Origin of the sequence: Burkholderia sp. LK4 (genome assembly GCF_001043615.1) — a bacterium.
Classification (GTDB): Bacteria; Pseudomonadota; Gammaproteobacteria; order Burkholderiales; family Burkholderiaceae; genus Burkholderia; species Burkholderia cepacia.
Genome location: NZ_LDUL01000061.1, coordinates 77,243 through 95,987, shown reverse-complemented (window position 1 = coordinate 95,987; position 18,745 = coordinate 77,243). Strand labels below are relative to the sequence as shown.

At 67.3% G+C, this 18,745-nt stretch carries 19 protein-coding genes; 17 read left to right on the top strand and 2 right to left on the bottom strand.

Annotated elements, in window-relative coordinates:
- Positions 1-3: 3 nt before the first annotated feature.
- Positions 4-792 (bottom strand): enoyl-CoA hydratase/isomerase family protein, encoded by a 789-nt coding sequence (locus VK92_RS28175; protein ID WP_048025998.1) that lies wholly within the window; start codon positions 790-792, stop codon positions 4-6.
- Between the two features lie 144 nt (positions 793-936).
- On the opposite strand from VK92_RS28175, the gene VK92_RS28170 reads away from it, so the two are divergent.
- The 9 genes from VK92_RS28170 (at position 937) to VK92_RS28130 (ending at position 9,932) form a co-directional block, all read left to right on the top strand.
- Complete coding sequence (locus VK92_RS28170; RefSeq protein ID WP_048025999.1) at positions 937-2,103, top strand: ABC transporter ATP-binding protein; 1,167 nt, start codon at positions 937-939, stop codon at positions 2,101-2,103.
- 115 nt (positions 2,104-2,218) lie between these two features.
- A complete protein-coding gene (locus VK92_RS28165) occupies positions 2,219-3,328 on the top strand; it encodes an ABC transporter substrate-binding protein (RefSeq protein ID WP_048026000.1) in 1,110 nt (369 codons plus the stop codon).
- Positions 3,329-3,353: 25 nt separating this feature from the next.
- Complete coding sequence (locus tag VK92_RS28160; RefSeq protein ID WP_048026001.1) at positions 3,354-4,229, top strand: ABC transporter permease; 876 nt, start codon at positions 3,354-3,356, stop codon at positions 4,227-4,229.
- Positions 4,230-4,250: 21 nt separating this feature from the next.
- The gene (locus tag VK92_RS28155; RefSeq protein ID WP_048026002.1) at positions 4,251-5,045 is read left to right on the top strand and encodes an ABC transporter permease; all 795 of its coding nucleotides are present in this window, start codon (positions 4,251-4,253) and stop codon (positions 5,043-5,045) included.
- Between the two features lie 33 nt (positions 5,046-5,078).
- A complete protein-coding gene (locus VK92_RS28150; RefSeq protein WP_048026003.1) occupies positions 5,079-5,807 on the top strand; it encodes an NAD(P)H-dependent oxidoreductase in 729 nt (242 codons plus the stop codon).
- A gap of 29 nt (positions 5,808-5,836) precedes the next feature.
- On the top strand, positions 5,837-6,586 hold the full coding sequence (locus VK92_RS28145) for an electron transfer flavoprotein subunit beta/FixA family protein (RefSeq protein ID WP_048026052.1): 750 nt from the start codon (positions 5,837-5,839) through the stop codon (positions 6,584-6,586).
- A gap of 16 nt (positions 6,587-6,602) precedes the next feature.
- Complete coding sequence (locus VK92_RS28140; protein WP_048026004.1) at positions 6,603-7,577, top strand: electron transfer flavoprotein subunit alpha/FixB family protein; 975 nt, start codon at positions 6,603-6,605, stop codon at positions 7,575-7,577.
- Between the two features lie 62 nt (positions 7,578-7,639).
- Positions 7,640-8,278 (top strand): MarC family protein, encoded by a 639-nt coding sequence (locus VK92_RS28135; protein ID WP_048026005.1) that lies wholly within the window; start codon positions 7,640-7,642, stop codon positions 8,276-8,278.
- Between the two features lie 52 nt (positions 8,279-8,330).
- Positions 8,331-9,932 carry a 5-guanidino-2-oxopentanoate decarboxylase gene (locus tag VK92_RS28130; RefSeq protein WP_048026006.1) on the top strand — a complete coding sequence of 534 codons (1,602 nt, stop codon included), beginning with the start codon at positions 8,331-8,333 and terminating at the stop codon, positions 9,930-9,932.
- Positions 9,933-10,010: 78 nt separating this feature from the next.
- On the opposite strand, the gene VK92_RS28125 is transcribed toward VK92_RS28130, so the two are convergent.
- Positions 10,011-10,667: a TetR family transcriptional regulator C-terminal domain-containing protein gene (locus tag VK92_RS28125; RefSeq protein ID WP_226202091.1), complete on the bottom strand. Its 657-nt coding sequence runs from the start codon at positions 10,665-10,667 to the stop codon at positions 10,011-10,013.
- Between the two features lie 238 nt (positions 10,668-10,905).
- Here VK92_RS28125 and VK92_RS28120 point away from each other — a divergent pair, with 238 nt between their 5' ends.
- From VK92_RS28120 to VK92_RS28085, 8 genes are all read left to right on the top strand, one after another.
- The gene (locus tag VK92_RS28120) at positions 10,906-11,712 is read left to right on the top strand and encodes an ABC transporter ATP-binding protein (protein WP_048026007.1); all 807 of its coding nucleotides are present in this window, start codon (positions 10,906-10,908) and stop codon (positions 11,710-11,712) included.
- Positions 11,713-11,784: 72 nt separating this feature from the next.
- Positions 11,785-12,582: a transporter substrate-binding domain-containing protein gene (locus VK92_RS28115; RefSeq protein ID WP_048026008.1), complete on the top strand. Its 798-nt coding sequence runs from the start codon at positions 11,785-11,787 to the stop codon at positions 12,580-12,582.
- A 55-nt stretch (positions 12,583-12,637) separates the two neighbouring features.
- Complete coding sequence (locus VK92_RS28110; protein ID WP_048026009.1) at positions 12,638-13,354, top strand: ABC transporter permease; 717 nt, start codon at positions 12,638-12,640, stop codon at positions 13,352-13,354.
- Between the two features lie 49 nt (positions 13,355-13,403).
- Positions 13,404-14,099 (top strand): ABC transporter permease, encoded by a 696-nt coding sequence (locus VK92_RS28105; protein ID WP_048026010.1) that lies wholly within the window; start codon positions 13,404-13,406, stop codon positions 14,097-14,099.
- 53 nt (positions 14,100-14,152) lie between these two features.
- Positions 14,153-15,346 carry a pyridoxal phosphate-dependent aminotransferase gene (locus tag VK92_RS28100; RefSeq protein ID WP_048026011.1) on the top strand — a complete coding sequence of 398 codons (1,194 nt, stop codon included), beginning with the start codon at positions 14,153-14,155 and terminating at the stop codon, positions 15,344-15,346.
- 41 nt (positions 15,347-15,387) lie between these two features.
- Positions 15,388-16,398: a succinylglutamate desuccinylase/aspartoacylase domain-containing protein gene (locus VK92_RS28095; protein WP_048026012.1), complete on the top strand. Its 1,011-nt coding sequence runs from the start codon at positions 15,388-15,390 to the stop codon at positions 16,396-16,398.
- A gap of 168 nt (positions 16,399-16,566) precedes the next feature.
- Entirely contained in the window at positions 16,567-16,875 is a 309-nt protein-coding gene (locus tag VK92_RS28090) for a DUF485 domain-containing protein (protein WP_021161374.1), read from the top strand.
- A complete protein-coding gene (locus tag VK92_RS28085; protein WP_048026013.1) occupies positions 16,872-18,602 on the top strand; it encodes a cation acetate symporter in 1,731 nt (576 codons plus the stop codon). Before VK92_RS28090 ends, VK92_RS28085 begins: the two co-directional genes overlap by 4 nt.
- Positions 18,603-18,745: the final 143 nt, after the last annotated feature.

Below are 18,745 nucleotides of genomic sequence, written 5' to 3'. Positions count from 1 at the left end.
GAATCATCTCCCGACAAAAATGGGTGCGCGCCCTTCGACCGACGCGCGAAGCGCTTCCTGGCCGTCCTCGCTGTGACCGCAAGCGAGGCAGGCCGCCAGTTCGCCGCGCAATTGCTCGGCGAGGGTATGCGTGAGCGATTGCGCGAGCAACGCCTTCGCATGGCCGAACGCGACGCTCGGCCCTTGCGCGAGACGCGCGGCGAAGGCGGCGACGTGCTGCGGGAACGCGTCGGCATCGACGACTTCGGACACGAGCCCGGCCGCGAGCGCGTCCTGCGCGTTCCAGCGTTCGTTCAGGAAGATGAAGCGACGTACGACGTCGGGCCGTGCGAGGCGCGGCAGGAACCAGCTGCCGCCCATGTCGGGGCTGTAGCCCATGCTCGTATAGCCGCAGCGCAGCGTCGCGGCCGTGCTCGCAATGCGGAAGTCGCACGCGAAACCGATGTCGGTGCCCGCGCCGACGGTCGAGCCGTTCAGCGCGGCGACGGTGGGGCGCGGAAACGCAGCCAGCGCCTCGACGAACCGGTGCGCGCGCTCGCTCCATCCGTAGGTGTCGAGTTCGCCGTTGCGCTCGGCCTCGGCCCATTCGTCGACGTCCGCGCCCGCGCAGAACGCGCTGCCCGTGCCGGTCACCACGAGGCAGCGCACCGCCGGGTCGTTCGCGAGCGCGTCGAGCGTGGCGCGAAGAAAGTCGAGATGCGGTCGCGCGAGCGAATTGCGCTTCGCCGGGCGGTTCAGGCGAAGCGTCACGACGCCGTCGTGCCGTTCGATTCGGATGTCCTCGTTGCTCATGTTGCCACTGTCTCCTTGGTGTTGGGTGTCGTGTTGTGTCAGAGCCGGCAAGGGTCGCCGCTACTTGCGAACCGCATTTCGGCATAGTATAAGTTTTGTTAAATGAACGTTCAACCCAAATGTGAGTCGATCAGGAGACGCACGATGAGCGTGGTGATGGAGACGTCGGCAGGTGTGGAGGAGGCAGGGCCCGGTGCGCATGCGGCTCGTGCGGAATCGGTAGGGTGCGCGACCAGCGGCGCGGGTCTGCAGATCGATCGCGTGTCGAAGCGCTACGGCGACGTGCAGGCGCTGCGGGAAACGACGATCGACATTCCGCGCGGCGAGTTCCTGACGATCCTCGGGCCGTCGGGTTCGGGCAAGACGACGCTGCTGACGATCGTCGCGGGCTTCGAGCATCCGACCACCGGCGACCTGCGCGTCGGCGGCCGCAGCATCGTCGGGTTGCCGCCGGAGAAGCGCAACTTCGGGATGGTGTTCCAGGGTTATGCGCTGTTTCCGCACATGACGGTCGAGCAGAACGTCGCGTATCCGCTGATGGTGCGCAAGCAGAAAGGGCCCGACGCGGTGAAGCGCGTGAAGGCCGCGCTCGATCTCGTGCGGCTCGGCCATCTCGCGGATCGTTTGCCGCGCCAGTTGTCCGGTGGCCAGCAGCAGCGCGTCGCGATCGCACGCGCGCTGGTGTTCGATCCCGATCTCGTGCTGCTCGACGAACCGCTCGGCGCGCTCGACCGCAAGCTGCGCGGCGAAGTGCAGGTCGAACTGAAGGCGCTGCACGAACGGCTCGGCGCAACGTTCCTGTTCGTCACGCACGACCAGGAGGAGGCGCTGTCGATGTCGGACCGCATCGCGATCATGCGCGACGGCCGGCTCGAACAGATCGGCACGCCGGACGGACTGTACGAGCAGCCGGCCAACCGCTTCGTCGCCGATTTCCTCGGCAAGAGCAACTTCATCGAAGCGGTCGCGCTCGTCGGCGACGACGCGACGACGCACTACCGCGTCGGCGACGCGCGTTTCGTCGCGCCTGCTTGCGGCGCGCGGCCGGACGACACGTTGCTGTTCGCGCTGCGGCCGGAGAAGGTCGCCGTCTCTGCCACATCGTGCAGAGGCGCACACAACGAAGTGGCCGGGCGGATTCGCCACTGGAGCTATTTCGGTTCGTCGTACCGCTTCGAGATCGAGACCGCGGCGCTCGGCTGCGTGACCGCCGATGTGCCGGCGTGGCGCGGACTCGCGTCGCCGCGCACCGGCATGGACGTGTTCGTGCAGTGGGAGCGTGACGCGACCTGCCGAATCGCGTCGGACTGACGCGACGAACGATGCACCCCGCGCGACGCGGCGAATGCCGTCGTCGCCGGCCGATTCAACGGCGCCCGAAAACGACGAGATGCGTGCGGGCGCTGCCCAGCCTGGAGGAGACACCATGACGAACCGCTATCTGCAGGACCTGCTCGACCAAGCACGCGAGCTTCAGACCGCAACCTCGCAGCGCCGCCGCGACTTCCTGCGGCTGTGCGCGGCCGCCGGCGTCGCGCCGACGCTGCTGGCGGCGGGCGCGAGGGATGCGCTGGCCGCGAACCCGAAGGAGATCGTGCTCAGCGCCTGGGGCGGCGAAGCGCGCGCCGCGTTCCGCTCCGCCTACATGGACCCGTTCACGAAGGCGAGCGGGATCAGGATGGGCTATGACTCGTCGCCGGAGGACGGCAAGATCAAGGCGATGGTCGAGAACCGGAACGTGATCTGGGACGTGATGGATCTCGACGGCTTCGCGGCGATCAAGCTCGGCAAGCAGGGGTTCCTGCGGCCGATCGATTATTCGGTCGTCGGCCGCAACGCGTTGCCGGGGCTCGCATCGGATTTCGGCGTGCCGTCGTACCTGCTGAGCTACGTGCTCGTCTACGACGCGCGCAAGTTCGGCGCGAATCCGCCGAAGAACTGGGCCGACTTCTGGAACGTCGGCAAGTTTCCGGGCAAGCGCGGGCTGTGGAAGTGGATGGGCGGTGCGCTCGAAGCCGCGCTGATGGCCGACGGCGTCGACAAGGACAAGGTCTACCCGATCGACGTGCCGCGCGCGATGAAGAAGCTCAAGGAACTGCGTTCGAACGTGCTGCTGTGGGATTCGGGCGCGGACAGCCTGCAACTGCTGCGCAACGGCGAAGTCAGCATGGCGTGCATCTGGCATACGCGCGCGAACGTGCTGCAGCGCGAGAGTAGCGGACGGTTCCGCTATACGTGGGAGCAGGGGCTCGCGTCGTGCGATGTATGGGGCGTGCCGAAGAACAATCCGTCAGGCGACGCCGTCTGGCAGTTCATCAAGTTCGTGCAGGGCGTCGAGCCGCAGGTGCGCCTGCTGTCGCTGCTCGGCAACGGTCCGGTGACGCCGGCCGCGACGGCCGCCGTGCCGCAGGCGCTGCGCGCGGACAATCCCGGTACGCCGGAGAACTGGGCGAAGCAGTGCAAGGTGAATCCCGAGTGGTGGGCGCAGCACTACGAAGCGACGCTCGCGCAGTACACCGACCTGATGTCGTCCTGAGCCGCCGCCTCGTGAGCGTGACGCCATGAATACCTTGTCTTCCCCTGTCGCGGGCGCCGTCCCGCTCGGCCGCGCGAAAGCCGACCGTTACTGGCTGCTGGTCGTGCCGCTGCTCGCGGTGCTGATCGTGCTGTACGTGTATCCGCTCGTGCGCGTGCTGTGGCTCGGCTTCGCGGTGCCGGAACCCGGCCTGCACAACTACGCGCGGCTGCTGGACAACCGCGGCGTGCATCGCGTGTTGTGGACGACGCTGCGCGTCTGCGCGGTGACGACCGTCTTTTCTGTCGCGCTCGGTTACGCGATCGCGTATGCGATGGCGCACGTCGGGCCGCGCCAGCGGATGGCGCTGATGTTCGGGTTGCTCGTGCCGTTCTGGGCGTCGGTGCTGGTGCGCGCGTTCTCGTGGCTGTTCCTGCTCGGCGAGCAGGGGCTCGTCAACACGCTGCTGATGCGCATCGGGCTGATCGACGCGCCGCTGCCGCTGATGCGCAACGAGATCGGCGTCGTGATCGGGATGATCCACTTCATGATCCCGTACGCGGTGCTGCCGTTGTACGCGAACATGAAAGGCATCGACCCGCAGCTGGTGCGCGCGTCGCAGGGGCTCGGCGCAGGCGCGCTCGTCACGTTCCGCAAGGTGTATTTCCCGCAGACGCGGCCGGGCATCGTCGGTGCGGCGATTCTCGTGTTCATCTTCTCGCTCGGCTTTTACGTGACGCCGGTCATTCTCGGCGGCGGCCGCACGGTGATGATCGCCGAATACATCAGCACGCAGATCCTGCAGCTCATGAACTGGGGCAGCGGGGCGGCGCTCGCGTCGTTGCTGCTGGCGTCGATCCTGGCCGCGCTCGCGCTGCTCGCGCGTTTCGTCGACTTGCGCGAGTTGTTCGGCGCGCGCTGAATCCGACCGGAGGAATCGAAGATGAAGACCAGACTGACGGCCAGCCGCGCGCTGGTGATTGGCGTCGCATGGGCCGCGATCCTGTTCCTGATGCTGCCGTTGCTCGTGTCGGTGCCGGTGTCGCTGACACCGAGCGACTACCTGTCGATGCCGGACGGCGCGCTGTCGCTGCGGCATTACGGTGCGCTGCTCGACGACGACGGCTGGGTGTCGAGCTTCCTGCAGAGCGGGCTGATCGCGCTCGTTTCGTCGGCGATCTCGGTGACGCTCGGCACGTTGTGTGCGATCGGCTTGTGGAAGGTGGCATCGCGGCGTGGCGAGCTGGTGCGCGGCGTGATCCTGTTCCCGCTGATCGTGCCGCCGATCGTGTCGGCGCTCGCGTTCTACCGGCTGTGGGGCGAGCTCGGAATGCTCGACAGCTATCCGGCGGTGATCCTGTCGCATGTCGTGCTGTCGGTGCCCTATGTGGTCGTCGCGGTATCGGCGTCGCTCGCGACGGTCGGCCTGCGGATCGAGCAGGCGTCGCGCAGCCTCGGCGCGAACCTGTCGCAGACGCTGCGCTACGTGATCCTGCCGTCGATCCGGCCCGGCGTGCTGTCGGCGGCCGTGTTCGCGTTCATCCTGTCGTGGGACGAACTGGTCGTCACGCTGTTCATTTCGAGCCGGGGCGTCTACACGCTGCCGCGCCGCATGTGGGACGGCATGCGCGAGAACGTGGATCCGGCGATCGCGTCGGTCTCCACGCTGCTGCTGGCGGCCACCTGTATCGCGATCGGCCTGTCGCTGCTGCGCAAGCGCGCGGCCGGGTCGGTCTGAATTCAACGTCATGTCGCGGAGACAACAAGCACCATGAAAGTCCTGATCGTTCACGCCCATCCGGAACCGCAGTCGTTCACCACGTCGATGCTGCACCGCGCGGTGAGCACGCTCGAAGCGCAGGGGCATACCGTGACGGTGTCCGACCTGTACGCGATGCAATGGAACCCGGTCGCGAGCGCGGCCGATTTCGGCGTGCGAAAGAACCCGGACTATCTCGTCTACGCGCTGGAGCAGCGCGAGAACGTTGCCGCGCACACGATCGCCCCCGATATCGCCGCCGAACTCGACAAACTGGACGCATGCGACCTGCTGATCCTGAGCTTCCCGCTGTTCTGGTGCTCGACGCCGGCGATCATGAAGGGCTGGGTCGACCGCGTGCTGGTGTCGGGCAAGGTGTACGGCGGCGTGCGTTTCTACGATCGCGGCGGGATGCGCGGCAAGCGCGCGCTGCTCGCCTATACATGCGGCGGCCGCGACTACATGTTCGGCGCGGACGGCGTGCATGGCGAGATGGACCTGATGCTGCGCCACGTACTGCGCGGCACCCTCGGTTATGCGGGATTCGACGTACTGCCGTCGTTCGTCGGTTATCACGTGCCGTATATCGGCGACACCGAGCGCGCGGCGGTGCTCGAACGCTACGACGCGTACCTGGCGCAGCTCGACCGGCTGGAGCCGATGGCGTTTCCGACGCTCGACGATTTCGATGGCGATATGCGGCCGCGTGAACGCGCGCCGCAAGCGGCCGCGCAGGACTGAACGATCCGATTCCAGGGGGATGAATGAGCATCAAGGTACTGGTGGCAGTGAAGCGGGTGGTCGATTACAACGTGAAGGTCCGTGTGAAGTCGGACAACACGGGCGTCGACATCGCGAACGTGAAGATGTCGATGAACCCGTTCGACGAAATCGCCGTTGAAGAAGCGGTGCGCCTGAAGGAAGCGGGCGTGGCGACCGAAGTGATCGCCGTGTCGGTGGGCGTGACGCAAGCGCAGGAAACGCTGCGCACGGCGCTGGCGATCGGCGCGGATCGCGCGATCCTCGTCGAGTCGACCGACAGCGTCGAGCCGCTGGCCGTCGCGAAGATCCTGAAGGCGCTGGTCGACAAGGAACAGCCGCAGCTGGTGATCCTCGGCAAGCAGGCGATCGACGACGATTCGAACCAGACGGGTCAGATGCTGGCCGCGCTGGCCGGTCTCCCGCAAGCGACGTTCGCATCGAAGGTCACGATCGCGGACGGCAAGGCAACGGTCGCGCGTGAAGTCGACGGCGGCGCGGAAACGCTGTCGCTGACGCTGCCGGCGGTCGTGACGACCGACCTGCGCCTGAACGAGCCGCGCTACGTGACGCTGCCGAACATCATGAAGGCGAAGAAGAAGCCGCTGGAAACGGTGAAGCCGGAAGACCTCGGCGTGGACGTCGCGCCGCGTCTGAAGACGCTGAAGGTAGCCGAGCCGCCGAAGCGCGCGGCCGGCGTGAAGGTGCCGGACGTGAAGACGCTGGTCGAGAAGCTGAAGACCGAAGCCAAGGTGCTGTAAGAGGGAGCGCAAAGAAATGACGATACTGGTGATTGCAGAGTACGACGCCCCGAAGGAAGCCCCCTTGGGGGGCAGCGCGTCGATCAAGGCCGCGACGCTGAACACGGTGGCGGCGGCGGCCGAGGTTGGCAAATTCGTCGGCGGTGACATTCACGTGCTGGTCGCGGGCCACAACGCGCAAGGCGCGGCCGATGCGGCAGCGAAGATCGCAGGTGTGTCGAAGGTGTTGCTGGCCGATGCGCAGCAACTGGCCGACGGCCTCGCGGAAAACGTCGAGGCGACCGTGCTGAACATCGCGAAGGACTACTCGCACATCCTCGCGCCGGCAACGGCGTATGGCAAGAACGTCGCACCGCGTATCGCCGCGAAGCTGGACGTCGCGCAGATCTCCGAGATCACGGCCGTGGTTTCGGCCGACACGTTCGAGCGCCCGATCTACGCGGGCAACGCGATCGCGACGGTGCAGTCGAGTGACCCGATCAAGGTCATCACCGTGCGAGCGACGGGTTTCGATCCGGTCGCGGCGGAAGGCGGCAGCGCATCGGTCGAGAAGATCGAAGCGGCGGCAGACGCCGGTAAGTCGCAGTTCGTGAGCCGTGAGGTGACGAAGCTGGACCGTCCGGAACTGACGTCGGCGAGCATCATCGTGTCGGGCGGCCGCGGTCTGGGCAGCGGCGAGAACTACACGAAGGTGCTGGAGCCGCTGGCCGACAAGCTGTCGGCGGCGCTCGGCGCATCGCGCGCGGCAGTCGACGCCGGCTACGTGCCGAACGACTACCAGGTCGGCCAGACCGGCAAGATCGTCGCACCGCAGCTGTACATCGCGGTCGGTATCTCGGGCGCGATCCAGCATCTGGCCGGCATGAAGGATTCGAAGGTGATCGTCGCGATCAACAAGGATCCCGAAGCGCCGATCTTCAGCGTGGCCGACTATGGCCTCGTCGGCGACCTGTTCTCGACGGTTCCCGAACTCCACGCCGAACTCGGCTGACGCGCCCCAGGCCGCGATGCCATTGCGCTCCTTATCCACCCGACCGCATCCGAGTGCGAACGATGACCCTGACGTCGAGCGACGTGCTGCTGTTCCTCACGGGCCTGCTGACGCTGTTCTGTCCGCCCGTCGCGATCCCGATGTATGCGGCGGTCACCGGGCATTTCCCGGACGCGACGCAACGGCAGATCGCGCTCCGGCTGTTCGCGTGGATCGCGACGCTGATGGTCGGCGCGGTATGGGGCGGGCAGTTCCTGCTGCGCATGCTCGGCCTGACGCTCGGCGCGTTGACGCTGACGGGCGGCCTCGTGCTGTGCCTGTGGTCGATCCCGATGATGCGCGGCACGGCGAACGACGAGCGCAGCAGCGGCGACACGCGGCTCGAGTATGCGCAATGGCGCAACTACATCGCGGTGCCGCTGATCTTTCCGCTGTCGATCGGCAGCGCGGTGATGTCGCTCGTCATCACGACCGCGACGCGTTTCCATACGCCCGCCGACCTGCTGGCATTGAGCGCCGCCTGCGTGCTGCATGCGGGCGTGATCGGGCTGACGTATGCATGCTCGGCGTCGTGGTGCCGCCGGCTCGGCGAGATCGGCAGGACGCTGGTCGAGCGGTTGTCCGGCATCGTGCTGACTGCCATCGCGTTCCAGATGCTCGCGCAGGGCGTGCGCGAACTGCTGCCGGGGCTCGCGCATTGACGGCGGCGGCCGGCGGTCGATCTTCAAACCTGTCTTGAACGATGGAAACCATATGAAAACAGTAGGCATGTACCTCGTCGATCTGCTTGCCGCCTACGGCGTCGACACGGTGTTCGGCATTCCCGGCGTGCATACGATCGAGCTGTATCGCGGTCTGGCCGACAGCGCGCTGCGTCACGTGAGCGCACGCCACGAGCAGGGCCTGGGGTTCATGGCGGACGGCTATGCGCGCGCGACCGGCAAGCCCGGCGTGTGTTTCGTGATTACCGGCCCCGGCATGACGAACATCGCGACGTCGATGGCGCAGGCGTATGCGGATTCAATTCCGATGCTGGTGATCTCGAGCGTCAACGCATCCGGCGACCTCGGTTCGGGTAACGGCCATCTGCACGAATTGCCGGACCAGCATGCGTTCGCGGACAATGTCGCCGCGTTCAGCTACACGGTGCCGCGTGCCGACGCGCTGCCGCAGGCGATCGCGCGCGCATTCGCGGTGTTTTCGGGCGGCCGCCCGCGCCCCGTGCACATCCAGATTCCGCTCGACGTACTCGCGGCGCCCGCCGACGTATTGCCGCCGGTGCCGGCCGCGCCGCCGCGCATCGCGCCGGGGCCCGCATCGGCGCAGGGCATCGACGCATTCCGTGCGAAGGCGGCCGCCGCGCGCGCGCCGCTGATCCTCGCGGGCGGCGGCGCGCTGGACGCGGCCGACGACGTCCGCTGGCTCGCGGAAACGCTCGACGCGCCGGTCGTGATGACGATCAACGGGCGCGGCGCGCTGCCGCCCGCGCATCCGCTCGGCATCGCGTGGTCGGCGTCGAGCGACGCGGTGCGTGTGCTGATGCGCGACAGCGACCTGATCATTGCGCTCGGTACCGAGCTGGGGCCGACCGACTACGATCTGTACGCGACGCGCAGCTTCGCGATACCCGCGCCGCTCGTGCGGATCGACATCGACCCGCAACAGCTGTGCCGTAACGCAGTGCCCGCGCTGCCGCTGCTCGGCGACGTCGGCGAAACCGTGCGCGCACTGCGGCGCAGCTGGCCGGCCGATGCGCACCCGCGCGCGGACGGCGACGGCATCGAACGCGCGGCGATGTGCCGCGCGGCGGCCCGGCAGGAATTGACCGACGAGATGCGGCGCGACCTCGCGCTGCTCGACGGCGTGCGTGACGCGCTGCCCGATGCGGCGATCGTCGGCGATTCGACCCGCATCGTCTACGCGGGCAACGTCGGTTTCGCGGCGTCGCGCCCGCGCAGCTGGTTCAACGCGTCGGTGGGATTCGGCTCGCTCGGCTACGGGCTGCCGGCCGCCGTAGGGGCGAGCCTCGGCGATGCGTCGCGTCCGGTCGTCTGCCTGGCCGGCGACGGCGGGTTCCAGTACACGCTCGCGGAGCTCGGCACCGCGGTGCAGCATGGCGCACGCGTGATCGTCGTGCTGCTGAACAACGGCGGGTACGGGGAGATCAAGCGCGCGATGGTCGACGTCGGCGTCGAACCGGTCGGCGTGGATCTGCACACGCCGGATTTCGTCGCGATCGCGCGTGCGTACGGATGGGGAGCGCAGCGGGTCGAAGAAGGGGGTTCGCTGGCCGGTGCGCTGAGCGAGGCGGCGGCGCACGATGCGCCGTACCTGATCGAGATCCGCGCGGCCTGAAAGCGCGAACGGCCTCGCGCCGTGCGAGGCCGTCGTTGCCGCCGCCGGTTGCCCGGCGGCGCGTGCGCGCGTGATGCGTTACGCCCGCTTGCGGGCCGTCTTCGGCGGCGGGAGGAACGTGTCGACGACGCGCAGGCAGCTCGTCAGCGCGTCTTCCGCGGTGAACGACGTCGGGTCGCGCGCCAGCTCCAGCCAGAAACCGTCGATCACGGCCGTCAGCGTCAGCGCGGCGAGATCGCTGTCGACGGTGCCGCCGCGCACTTCCGCGATCTGGTCGAACAGCTTCTTCAGCGCTTGCCGGTAGCCGCTGTACAGCTCCTTGTGCGCCTTGCGGATCACCGGGTCGCTGTGCGCGACACTCCAGAAGCCGAGCCATACCTTCACGTTCTTCGGCGCGAATACCGGCGCGGCAAAACAGACCTTGATGATCGCATCGAGTTTTTCCTCGGGGCCCGTCGCGTTCGCGGCCGCCGCGCGCGACACGTCGAGCAGGTCGGTCGCGAGCCGCTTGTAGGTCTGCGCCATCAGTTCGTCTTTCGACTGGAAATGATGATTGATCAGCCCGCGCGAGACCTTCGCTTCCGCGCAGATGCGGTCGATCGTGGTCTCGGAATAGCTGTAGCGCGCGATGCAGCGCATCGTCGCGTCGATGATCGATTGCTGACGCACCGCGGGTGTTTCTCGGATGCCGCGGCTGCGTGCCTGAACCGGTGCCGTGCCAGGAGTCTTTTTCACGTGGTGACCTTACGGAATCGTCATGACACCGATTATAGGGGAGTGCCGGACGCTTGTTCAATTACGACGCTGAAAGCGTCGCGAAACCCGCGAAAACCCTTGCTCCGGATTTTATTGAAACTGTTGAACCATTGTTCAACAGCGCCTATACTCGACTCCGCATGAGGTTGGTCGGCCATTCAACAAGACGCTGCGATCCCGCGCGGGACGGGCGTGAGAATTCGACACAGGAGACAGCATGTTGGCGCGGGTGGAGAGCGTGAAAACGGACGTCGGGGAACGCGTGCAGGTGGAAGATCTGCACAAGCGGTTCGGCGACCTGGAAGTGTTGAAGGGCGTGTCGCTGAGTGCGCACGAAGGCGAGGTGATCTCGCTGATCGGTGCGAGCGGATCGGGCAAGAGCACGCTGCTACGCTGCATCAACCTGCTCGAGACGCCGACCCGGGGGCGCATCGTCGTCGACGGCGAGGAGATCGGGCTGAAAGTCGACCGCAAGGGGCGCACCGTGCCGACCGATGCGCGTCAGGTCGAGCGGGTCCGCACGCGGCTCGGCATGGTGTTCCAGAGCTTCAACCTGTGGGCGCACCGCACGGTGCTCGAGAACGTGATCGAGATGCCCGTGCATGTGCTGCGCGAACCGCGCGCCGAAGCGATCGCGCGCGCCGAGCAACTGCTCGAACGGGTCGGTCTGGCCGACAAGCGCAATGTGTATCCGGCCTTCCTGTCCGGCGGCCAGCAGCAGCGCGTCGCGATCGCACGCGCGCTGGCGATGCGGCCGAAAGTCATGCTGTTCGACGAGCCGACCTCCGCGCTCGATCCCGAGCGCGTCGGCGAAGTGCTGAAGGTGATTCGCGATCTCGCGTGCGAAGGCCGCACGATGATTCTCGTCACGCACGAGATGGCGTTCGCGCGCGACGTGTCCAGCAAGGTGCTGTTCCTGCACCAGGGTCGCGTCGAGGAGAGCGGCACGCCGGCGGAGATCTTCGATACGCCGCAGAGCGAACGCTGCCGCCAGTTCGTCAACGCGCACCGGCAGCATCACTGAATCACGGGAGCCGCCGCGCGAGCGCGCGGGCCGGCCCGCCCGATCCCCATCTTTCCCGCAAGGAGTCCGGCCATGAAACGTGTCGTACGCAGTCTGCTCTGCCTGTTCAGTATCGTCGTCGCGGCGCTCGCGCCACTCGGTTCCGCGCATGCGTCGTCGGGCGTGCTGCGCTTCGGCGTCGCCGCCGAACCGTATCCGCCGTTCCTGATGAAGAGCCCGACCGGGCAGTGGAGCGGCTTCGAGGCCGACCTGATCCGCGCGCTGTGCGACCAGATGAAGGCGAAGTGCGAGATCAAGGAAGTCGCGTGGGACGGCATCATCCCGGCGCTGCTCAGCGACAAGATCGACGTGATCTTCAACTCGATGTCGATCACGCCGGAACGCGAGAAGGTGATCGCGTTCTCGCGGCCGTACTACGAGACGCCGGGCACCTTCGTCGGGGCGAAGAACACGAAGCTCACGCTCACGCCCGACGGCCTGAAGGGCAAGGTGATCGGCGTGCAGGGTTCCACCGCGAACGCGGAGTTCATCAAGATGGCATACGGCAAGAGCGCGACGGTGCGCCTGTACAACACTCAGGACGACTGCAACGCGGATCTCGTCGCGGGCCGGATCGACACGATGTATCTCGACCAGCTCGGCATCCTCGATTTCCTGAAGTCGAAAGACGGTTCGACGTTCGAGCTGAAGGGCCCCGGCAGCGTGAAGATGGATCCGGCGATCTTCGGCTACGGCGTCGGCGCGGGGATGCGCAAGGCCGATGCGCCGCTGAAGCAGCAGATGGACCAGGCGCTCGAACAACTGCACGCGTCGGGCAAGTACGCGCAGATCTCGAAGAAGTATTTCCCGATCGACCTCTGGCCGCACTGATCGCGCCGCTATCGGCACACGGCTACACCGGCGCACGCACGGACGAGGAGGCGGCATGGACGGTTGGGGATGGGTGAGCTACCTGGGCATGGACCCGGACGGCTGGGGCGTCGCGCTGCTGCAGGGCGCGGGCGTGACGCTCGAGATTTCGCTCGGCGCGTTCGCGGTCGGCATCGTGCTCGGGTTGCTGGGCGCGGCTGCGAAGCTGTCCGGCGTGCGCGCGCTCGAACGGATCGCACAGGGTTATACGACGCTGTGCCGCGCGGTGCCCGAACTGCTGTTGATCCTGCTGCTCTACTACGCGGGCACCGACGCGATCAACCTGCTGATGACGGCGATCGGCGCCGGGCCGGTCGCGGTCAACGGGTTCGCGGCGGCAGTGATCGTGCTCGGCATCGTGCAGGGCGCGTACGCGGCGGAGATCATCCGCGGCGCGATTCTCGCGATTCCGTACGGGCAGATCGAGGCCGGCCGCGCGTTCGGCGCGCCGCCGGGGCTCGTGTTCCGGCGCGTGACGCTGCCGGCGATGGCGCCGTATGCGCTGGCGGGCTTCGCGAACCTGTGGCTGATTCTCGTGAAGGACAGCGCGCTGATCAGCGTGGTCGGCTACAGCGAACTGCTCTACACCGCGAAACAGGCGGCCGGCTCGACGCGCGAGTACATGCACTATTACCTGATGGTGGCGGCCGTGTATTTCGCGATCACGTCGCTGTCCGGTGTGCTGTTCCGCAATATCGAGCGCCGCTTCGGCCGCTGGATGCCGGCATCGTGAGCCGCGCCGCGCTTTTCCGCATGCTTTCCCATCGAACCGGATCAACGTCATGGATCTGAGCGTACTGTCTTCCTACGGGTCGCTGCTGCTGCTCGGCGTGCTGACCACCGTCAAGCTGCTCGTCATCTCGGCCGTGTTCGGCTTCGGGCTCGCGATCGCCGTCGCGTTCGCGCGCCTGTCGTCTAACCCGGTCGTCGCGCACGCGAGCAAGGGTTTCACCGAGGTGATACGCGGCACGCCGCTGCTCGTGCAGATCTACCTGATCTACTATGGCGTCGGTTCGCTGTTCGCGGGCTGGCCCGCGCTGCGCGACAGCGTGCTGTGGCCGTTCCTGCGGGATGGCTTCTGGTATGTCGCGTTCGCGCTCGTGATCAGCGTCGGCGCGTATGTCGGCGAGGTGCTGCGCGCCGGCCTGCGCGGCGTGCCGAAGGGCGAGATCGAGGCCGCGCGCGCGATGGGGATGCGCCCGTCGATGATCGCGCGCCGCGTCTGGCTGCCGCGCGCGATCCAGATCCTGCTGCCGACGCTGGCCGGCGAGACCGTGATGCTGCTGAAATCGACGGCGCTCGCATCGACGGTCGCGGTAATGGACGTGCTCGGCGCCGCGAACTACATCCGCGCGCAGACGCTGCGGACCTACGAGCCGCTGGTGGCGATCGCGGTGATCTATGTCGTGCTCGCGTTCGTGATCGAGCGTGCGTTCGGCCGGCTCGAGCGGCGTGTGCCCGTGCGCATGCCGCGTTGAATGAACCCGTTGACGACGCGGCGGCCCGGCGGGCGCCGCGCGATGGAGGACGCATGAACTATTCGAAGCTGGTCGATCGTCTCCAAGGCAAGCGCACGACCGCATGGGACATTCACTACGCGGCGCAGCAGGCGGTCGCCGCCGGAGAGCCGGCGATCATCCTGAGCGTCGGCGATCCCGATTTCGCGACGCCCGACGTGATCGTCGAGCGTGCGGTTGCCGCGCTGCGCGGCGGCGATACCCACTACAGCGAAGTGCGCGGCCGCGCCGAACTGCGCGCGGCGATCGCGCGCGAGCATGCGGCAGTGTCGGGGCAGGCGGTCGGCCCGGAGCACGTGATCGTAACGGCTGGTGCGCAGAATGCACTGTTCGCGATGGCGATGTGCCTGTGCGAGGCCGGCGACGAGGTGATCGTGCCGGAGCCGATGTACCTCACCTACGAGGCGAGCGTGCGCGCGTCGGGCGCGACGCTCGTACCGGTGCCCGTCGATGCGTCGCGCGGTTTTCATCTCGACTTCGACGCGCTCGAGGCGGCCGTGACGCCGCGCACGAAAGCGATCTTCTTCGCGACGCCATGCAACCCGACCGGCGTCGTGATGCCGCGCGCGGACCTCGAGCGGATCGCACGGCTCGCATGCGAGCGCGATCTGTGGGTCGTGTCCGACGAGGTGTATGCGGCGCTGACGTTCGAGCGCGAGATGGTCAGCATCGCGTCGCTGCCGGGGATGGCCGAACGCACGGTGACGCTCGGGAGCCTGTCGAAATCGCATGCGATGCCGGGCTGGCGGGTCGGCTGGGCGATCGGCCCGACGGACCTGATCGAGCATGCGGAGCGGCTCGCGCTGTGCATGCTGTACGGGCTCCCGGGCTTCATCCAGCAGGCGGCCGTCACCGCGCTCGACAACAGGGCCGCGATTGTCGCGGACATGCGCGAACTCTACCGGCGCCGCCGCGATCTCGCGTACGCGCGCCTGCGCGACGTGCCGGGGCTGCGCTGCCTGCTGCCGGAGGCCGGGATGTTCATGATGGTCGACGTGCGCGGCACCGGGCTGGACGCGCATGCGTTCACGTGGGGGCTGTTCCGCGCGAAGCAGGTTGCGCTGCTCGACGCGAGTGCGTTCGGCGACACCGCGTCGGGCTTCGTGCGCTTCGGTTTCGTCGTCGACGACGCGCGACTGATCGACGCGTGCGAGCGTATTGCCGCGTTCGTCGCGAGCCTCGGCGGCGGTTCGGGCGCGTCCTCGTGAATCGTCGTGAATGACGCGCCGGCCCTGAAGGAGCAAAGACGATGATCGAAACGCTGACCTGGCCGGTGCCGGGCGACAACGGGCAGCCGCTCGCGATCCGCGCGTGGCGGCTGTCGGCCGGCGACGGGCCGCGCGTGCACCTGCAGGCCGGCGTGCATGCGGACGAGATCGCGGGCATGCTGGTGCTGCACCGGCTGCTGCCGCAACTGCGCGCGGCGCACGATCGCGGCGTGCTGCGCGGCACGGTGACCGTCGTGCCGCAGGCCAATCCGCTCGGGCTCGCACAGTTCCGGCAGGGGCGGCTGCTGGGCCGATTCCACGAAACGACGCACCGCAATTTCAACCGGCATTTCCACGAATCCGCGGCGATGCGCCGGCCGGCGACGACGTTCGCCGCATGGCAGCGCACGCTGCTCACGGCCGCGTGCGACGCCGATATCGTGCTCGATCTCCATACCGATTCCGAGGCGTTGCCGTACCTGTACCTGCATCGCGACCTGTGGCCTGCCGGCCGCGACCTTGCCGCGGCGCTCGGCGCCGATGTCGCGATCCTGTGGGACGAGGACGACGACGGCGCGTTCGAAGGCGCCGTCGCCGCGCACTGGACCCGCGACGGCGGGCTGCGCGACCGGCTCGTCGCGACCGTCGAGCTGCGCGGTCAATCCGATGTGTCGGACGCAATCGCCGAGCGCGACGCCGACGGCGTGCTCGCGTTCCTGCGCGGCCGCGGCGTGATCGCGGAATCGCCGGGCGTTCCCGGCTGGCATGGCGAGGCTGTACCGATCGCGCACATGGAAACGATACTCGCGCCCGCGTCGGGCGTGCTCGTCTACGAACGCGAACTCGGCGCGACGGTCGAGGCCGGCGAGCGCGTTGCACGGATCGTCGCGCATCCGGGCGTGCCCGGCAGCGAGCATGTGCTGTGCGCGCCGCAGGCCGGGCGGATCATCACACGCAACCGCGAGCGGCTGGTCGCGCAGGGCGATGTCGCGTTGAAGCTCACGGGATCGCAGCCGTCGGCCGGCTGGTCGGGCGGCGCGCTCGATCCATGAACGGTGACGCGGACCGGCCTCGCTGCTGAAATGCCACGCAGCGCCCCGCAGCGCTAGGGAAAACCATAGTGCCCGGAATACCGCGCGCGCACGATCGAGTAAGCACGCAGTCAGCTTCGCTATTCAGAATCGCCGAACTCATTCAAAAAGCAAACCAGGAGACAGGCGATGCATGATGGGTTGGTGAAAAAAATCGAAGCGCATCCGAAGTATGCGCAGCTCAAGCGACGGCGCAATACGCTCGGCATCTGCCTGACCGTGCTGATGCTGATCGTCTACTACGGCTACATCGCACTGATCGCATTCGACAAGTCGTTTCTCGCGAAGCCCGTGAGCACCGGCGTGACGAGTGTCGGCGTGCCGATCGGCATGGCGGTGATCGTGTTCACCGTCGTCATCACCGGCATCTACGTGCGCCGCGCCAACAACGAATACGACCAACTGACGCAGGACATCCTGCAGGATGTCGCCCGATGAACAAGACACTTTCGACGATGCTGGTCGCGCTGCTGGCCGCGGGCGCGTGCGGCGTGGCCGTCGCGGGCGGCGGCGATGTCGGGCAGACCGCCAAGCAGGCGACCAACACCACGGCCATCGTCCTGTTCGCGCTGTTCGTGGCAGGGACGCTGTGGATCACCAAGTGGGCGGCTTCCCGCACGCGTTCCGCCGCGGATTTCTATACGGCCGGCGGCGGCATTACCGGGTTCCAGAACGGGCTGGCCATTTCGGGCGACTACATGTCGGCCGCCTCCTTCCTCGGCATTTCCGCCGCGGTGATGACGTCGGGTTACGACGGCCTGATCTATTCGATCGGCTTTCTGGTCGGCTGGCCGGTCATCACGTTCCTGATGGCCGAGCGGCTGCGCAACCTCGGCAAGTTCACCTTCGCCGACGTCGCAGGCTACCGCTTCGAGCAGGGGCCGATCCGCAGTTTCGCCGCGGTCGGCACGCTGGTGGTGGTGGCGTTCTACCTGATCGCGCAGATGGTGGGCGCCGGGCAGCTCATCAAGCTGCTGTTCGGTCTCGACTACTGGGTGGCCGTCGTGATCGTCGGCGCGCTGATGATGGTCTACGTGCTGTTCGGCGGCATGACCGCGACCACCTGGGTGCAGATCATCAAGGCATGCATGCTGCTCGCGGGCGTGACGTTCATGGCGATCATGGTGCTCGCGCAGTACGGCTTCAGCCCGGAGGCGCTGTTCGCCCATGCCGTGGAGGTCAAGACCGCGATTGCGGCGAACGCGGGCAAGTCGCCGGACGACGCGACCCGTATCGGGCTGTCGGTCATGTCGCCGGGCGGGTTCATCAAGGATCCGGTCTCGGCCATCTCGTTCGGCATGGCGCTGATGTTCGGCACCGCCGGCCTGCCGCACATCCTGATGCGCTTCTTCACGGTGCCGGATGCGAAGGAAGCGCGCAAGTCGGTGTTCTGGGCCACCACCTGGATCGGCTATTTCTACGTGCTGATCTTCATCATCGGTTTCGGCGCGATCACGCTGGTGCTGACCAATCCCGAGCTGTCCGACGTGGCCAAGGGCGTGATCAAGGGCGGCGCGGGCACGGCCAACATGGCCGCGGTGCTGGTGGCCAAGACGGTGGGCGGCGACGTGTTCTACGGCTTCATCTCGGCCGTGGCCTTCGCGACGATCCTGGCCGTGGTCGCGGGGCTCACGCTGTCCGGCGCGTCCGCGGTGTCGCACGATCTCTATGCGACCGTCTTCAAGAACGGCAAGGCCGACAGTGCCGACGAACTGAAGGTGTCGCGCATCACGACGCTGGTGCTCGGCGTGATCGCCGTGCTGCTGGGCATCGCGTTCGAGAAGCAGAACGTCGCGTTCATGGTGTCGCTGGCCTTTGCCGTCGCGGCGTCGGCCAATTTTCCGGTGCTGTTCCTGTCGATGATGTGGAAGGGATGCACCACGCGCGGCGCCGTCATCGGCGGGTTCCTGGGCCTGGTCTCGTCGGTGGGGCTGACCATCGTGTCGCCGTCGGTGTGGGAGGCGACGCTTGGTTATCCGAAGGGTTCGGCATGGTTCCCGTACACGTCGCCCGCACTGTTCTCGATGACCATCGGCTTCGTGGGCGTGTGGCTGTTCTCGGTGCTCGACACGAGCGCGCGCGCTCGCTCGGAGAAGGGGGCGTTCGCCGCGCAGCAGGTGCGCTCGGAAACGGGCCTGGGAGCGACCCGCGCCAGCAGCCACTGACCGGCCGCCGGTCACGCCCGCCCGGGGGCCGACGATGCCGTTCATCGCATCGTCGGCCCCGGGGCGGGCGGTATCGTTTTCACCCGTCCGTCCAATGATTCACCGGCAATAAAAAATCGCGCATTCAACCGGATTCGCCGATA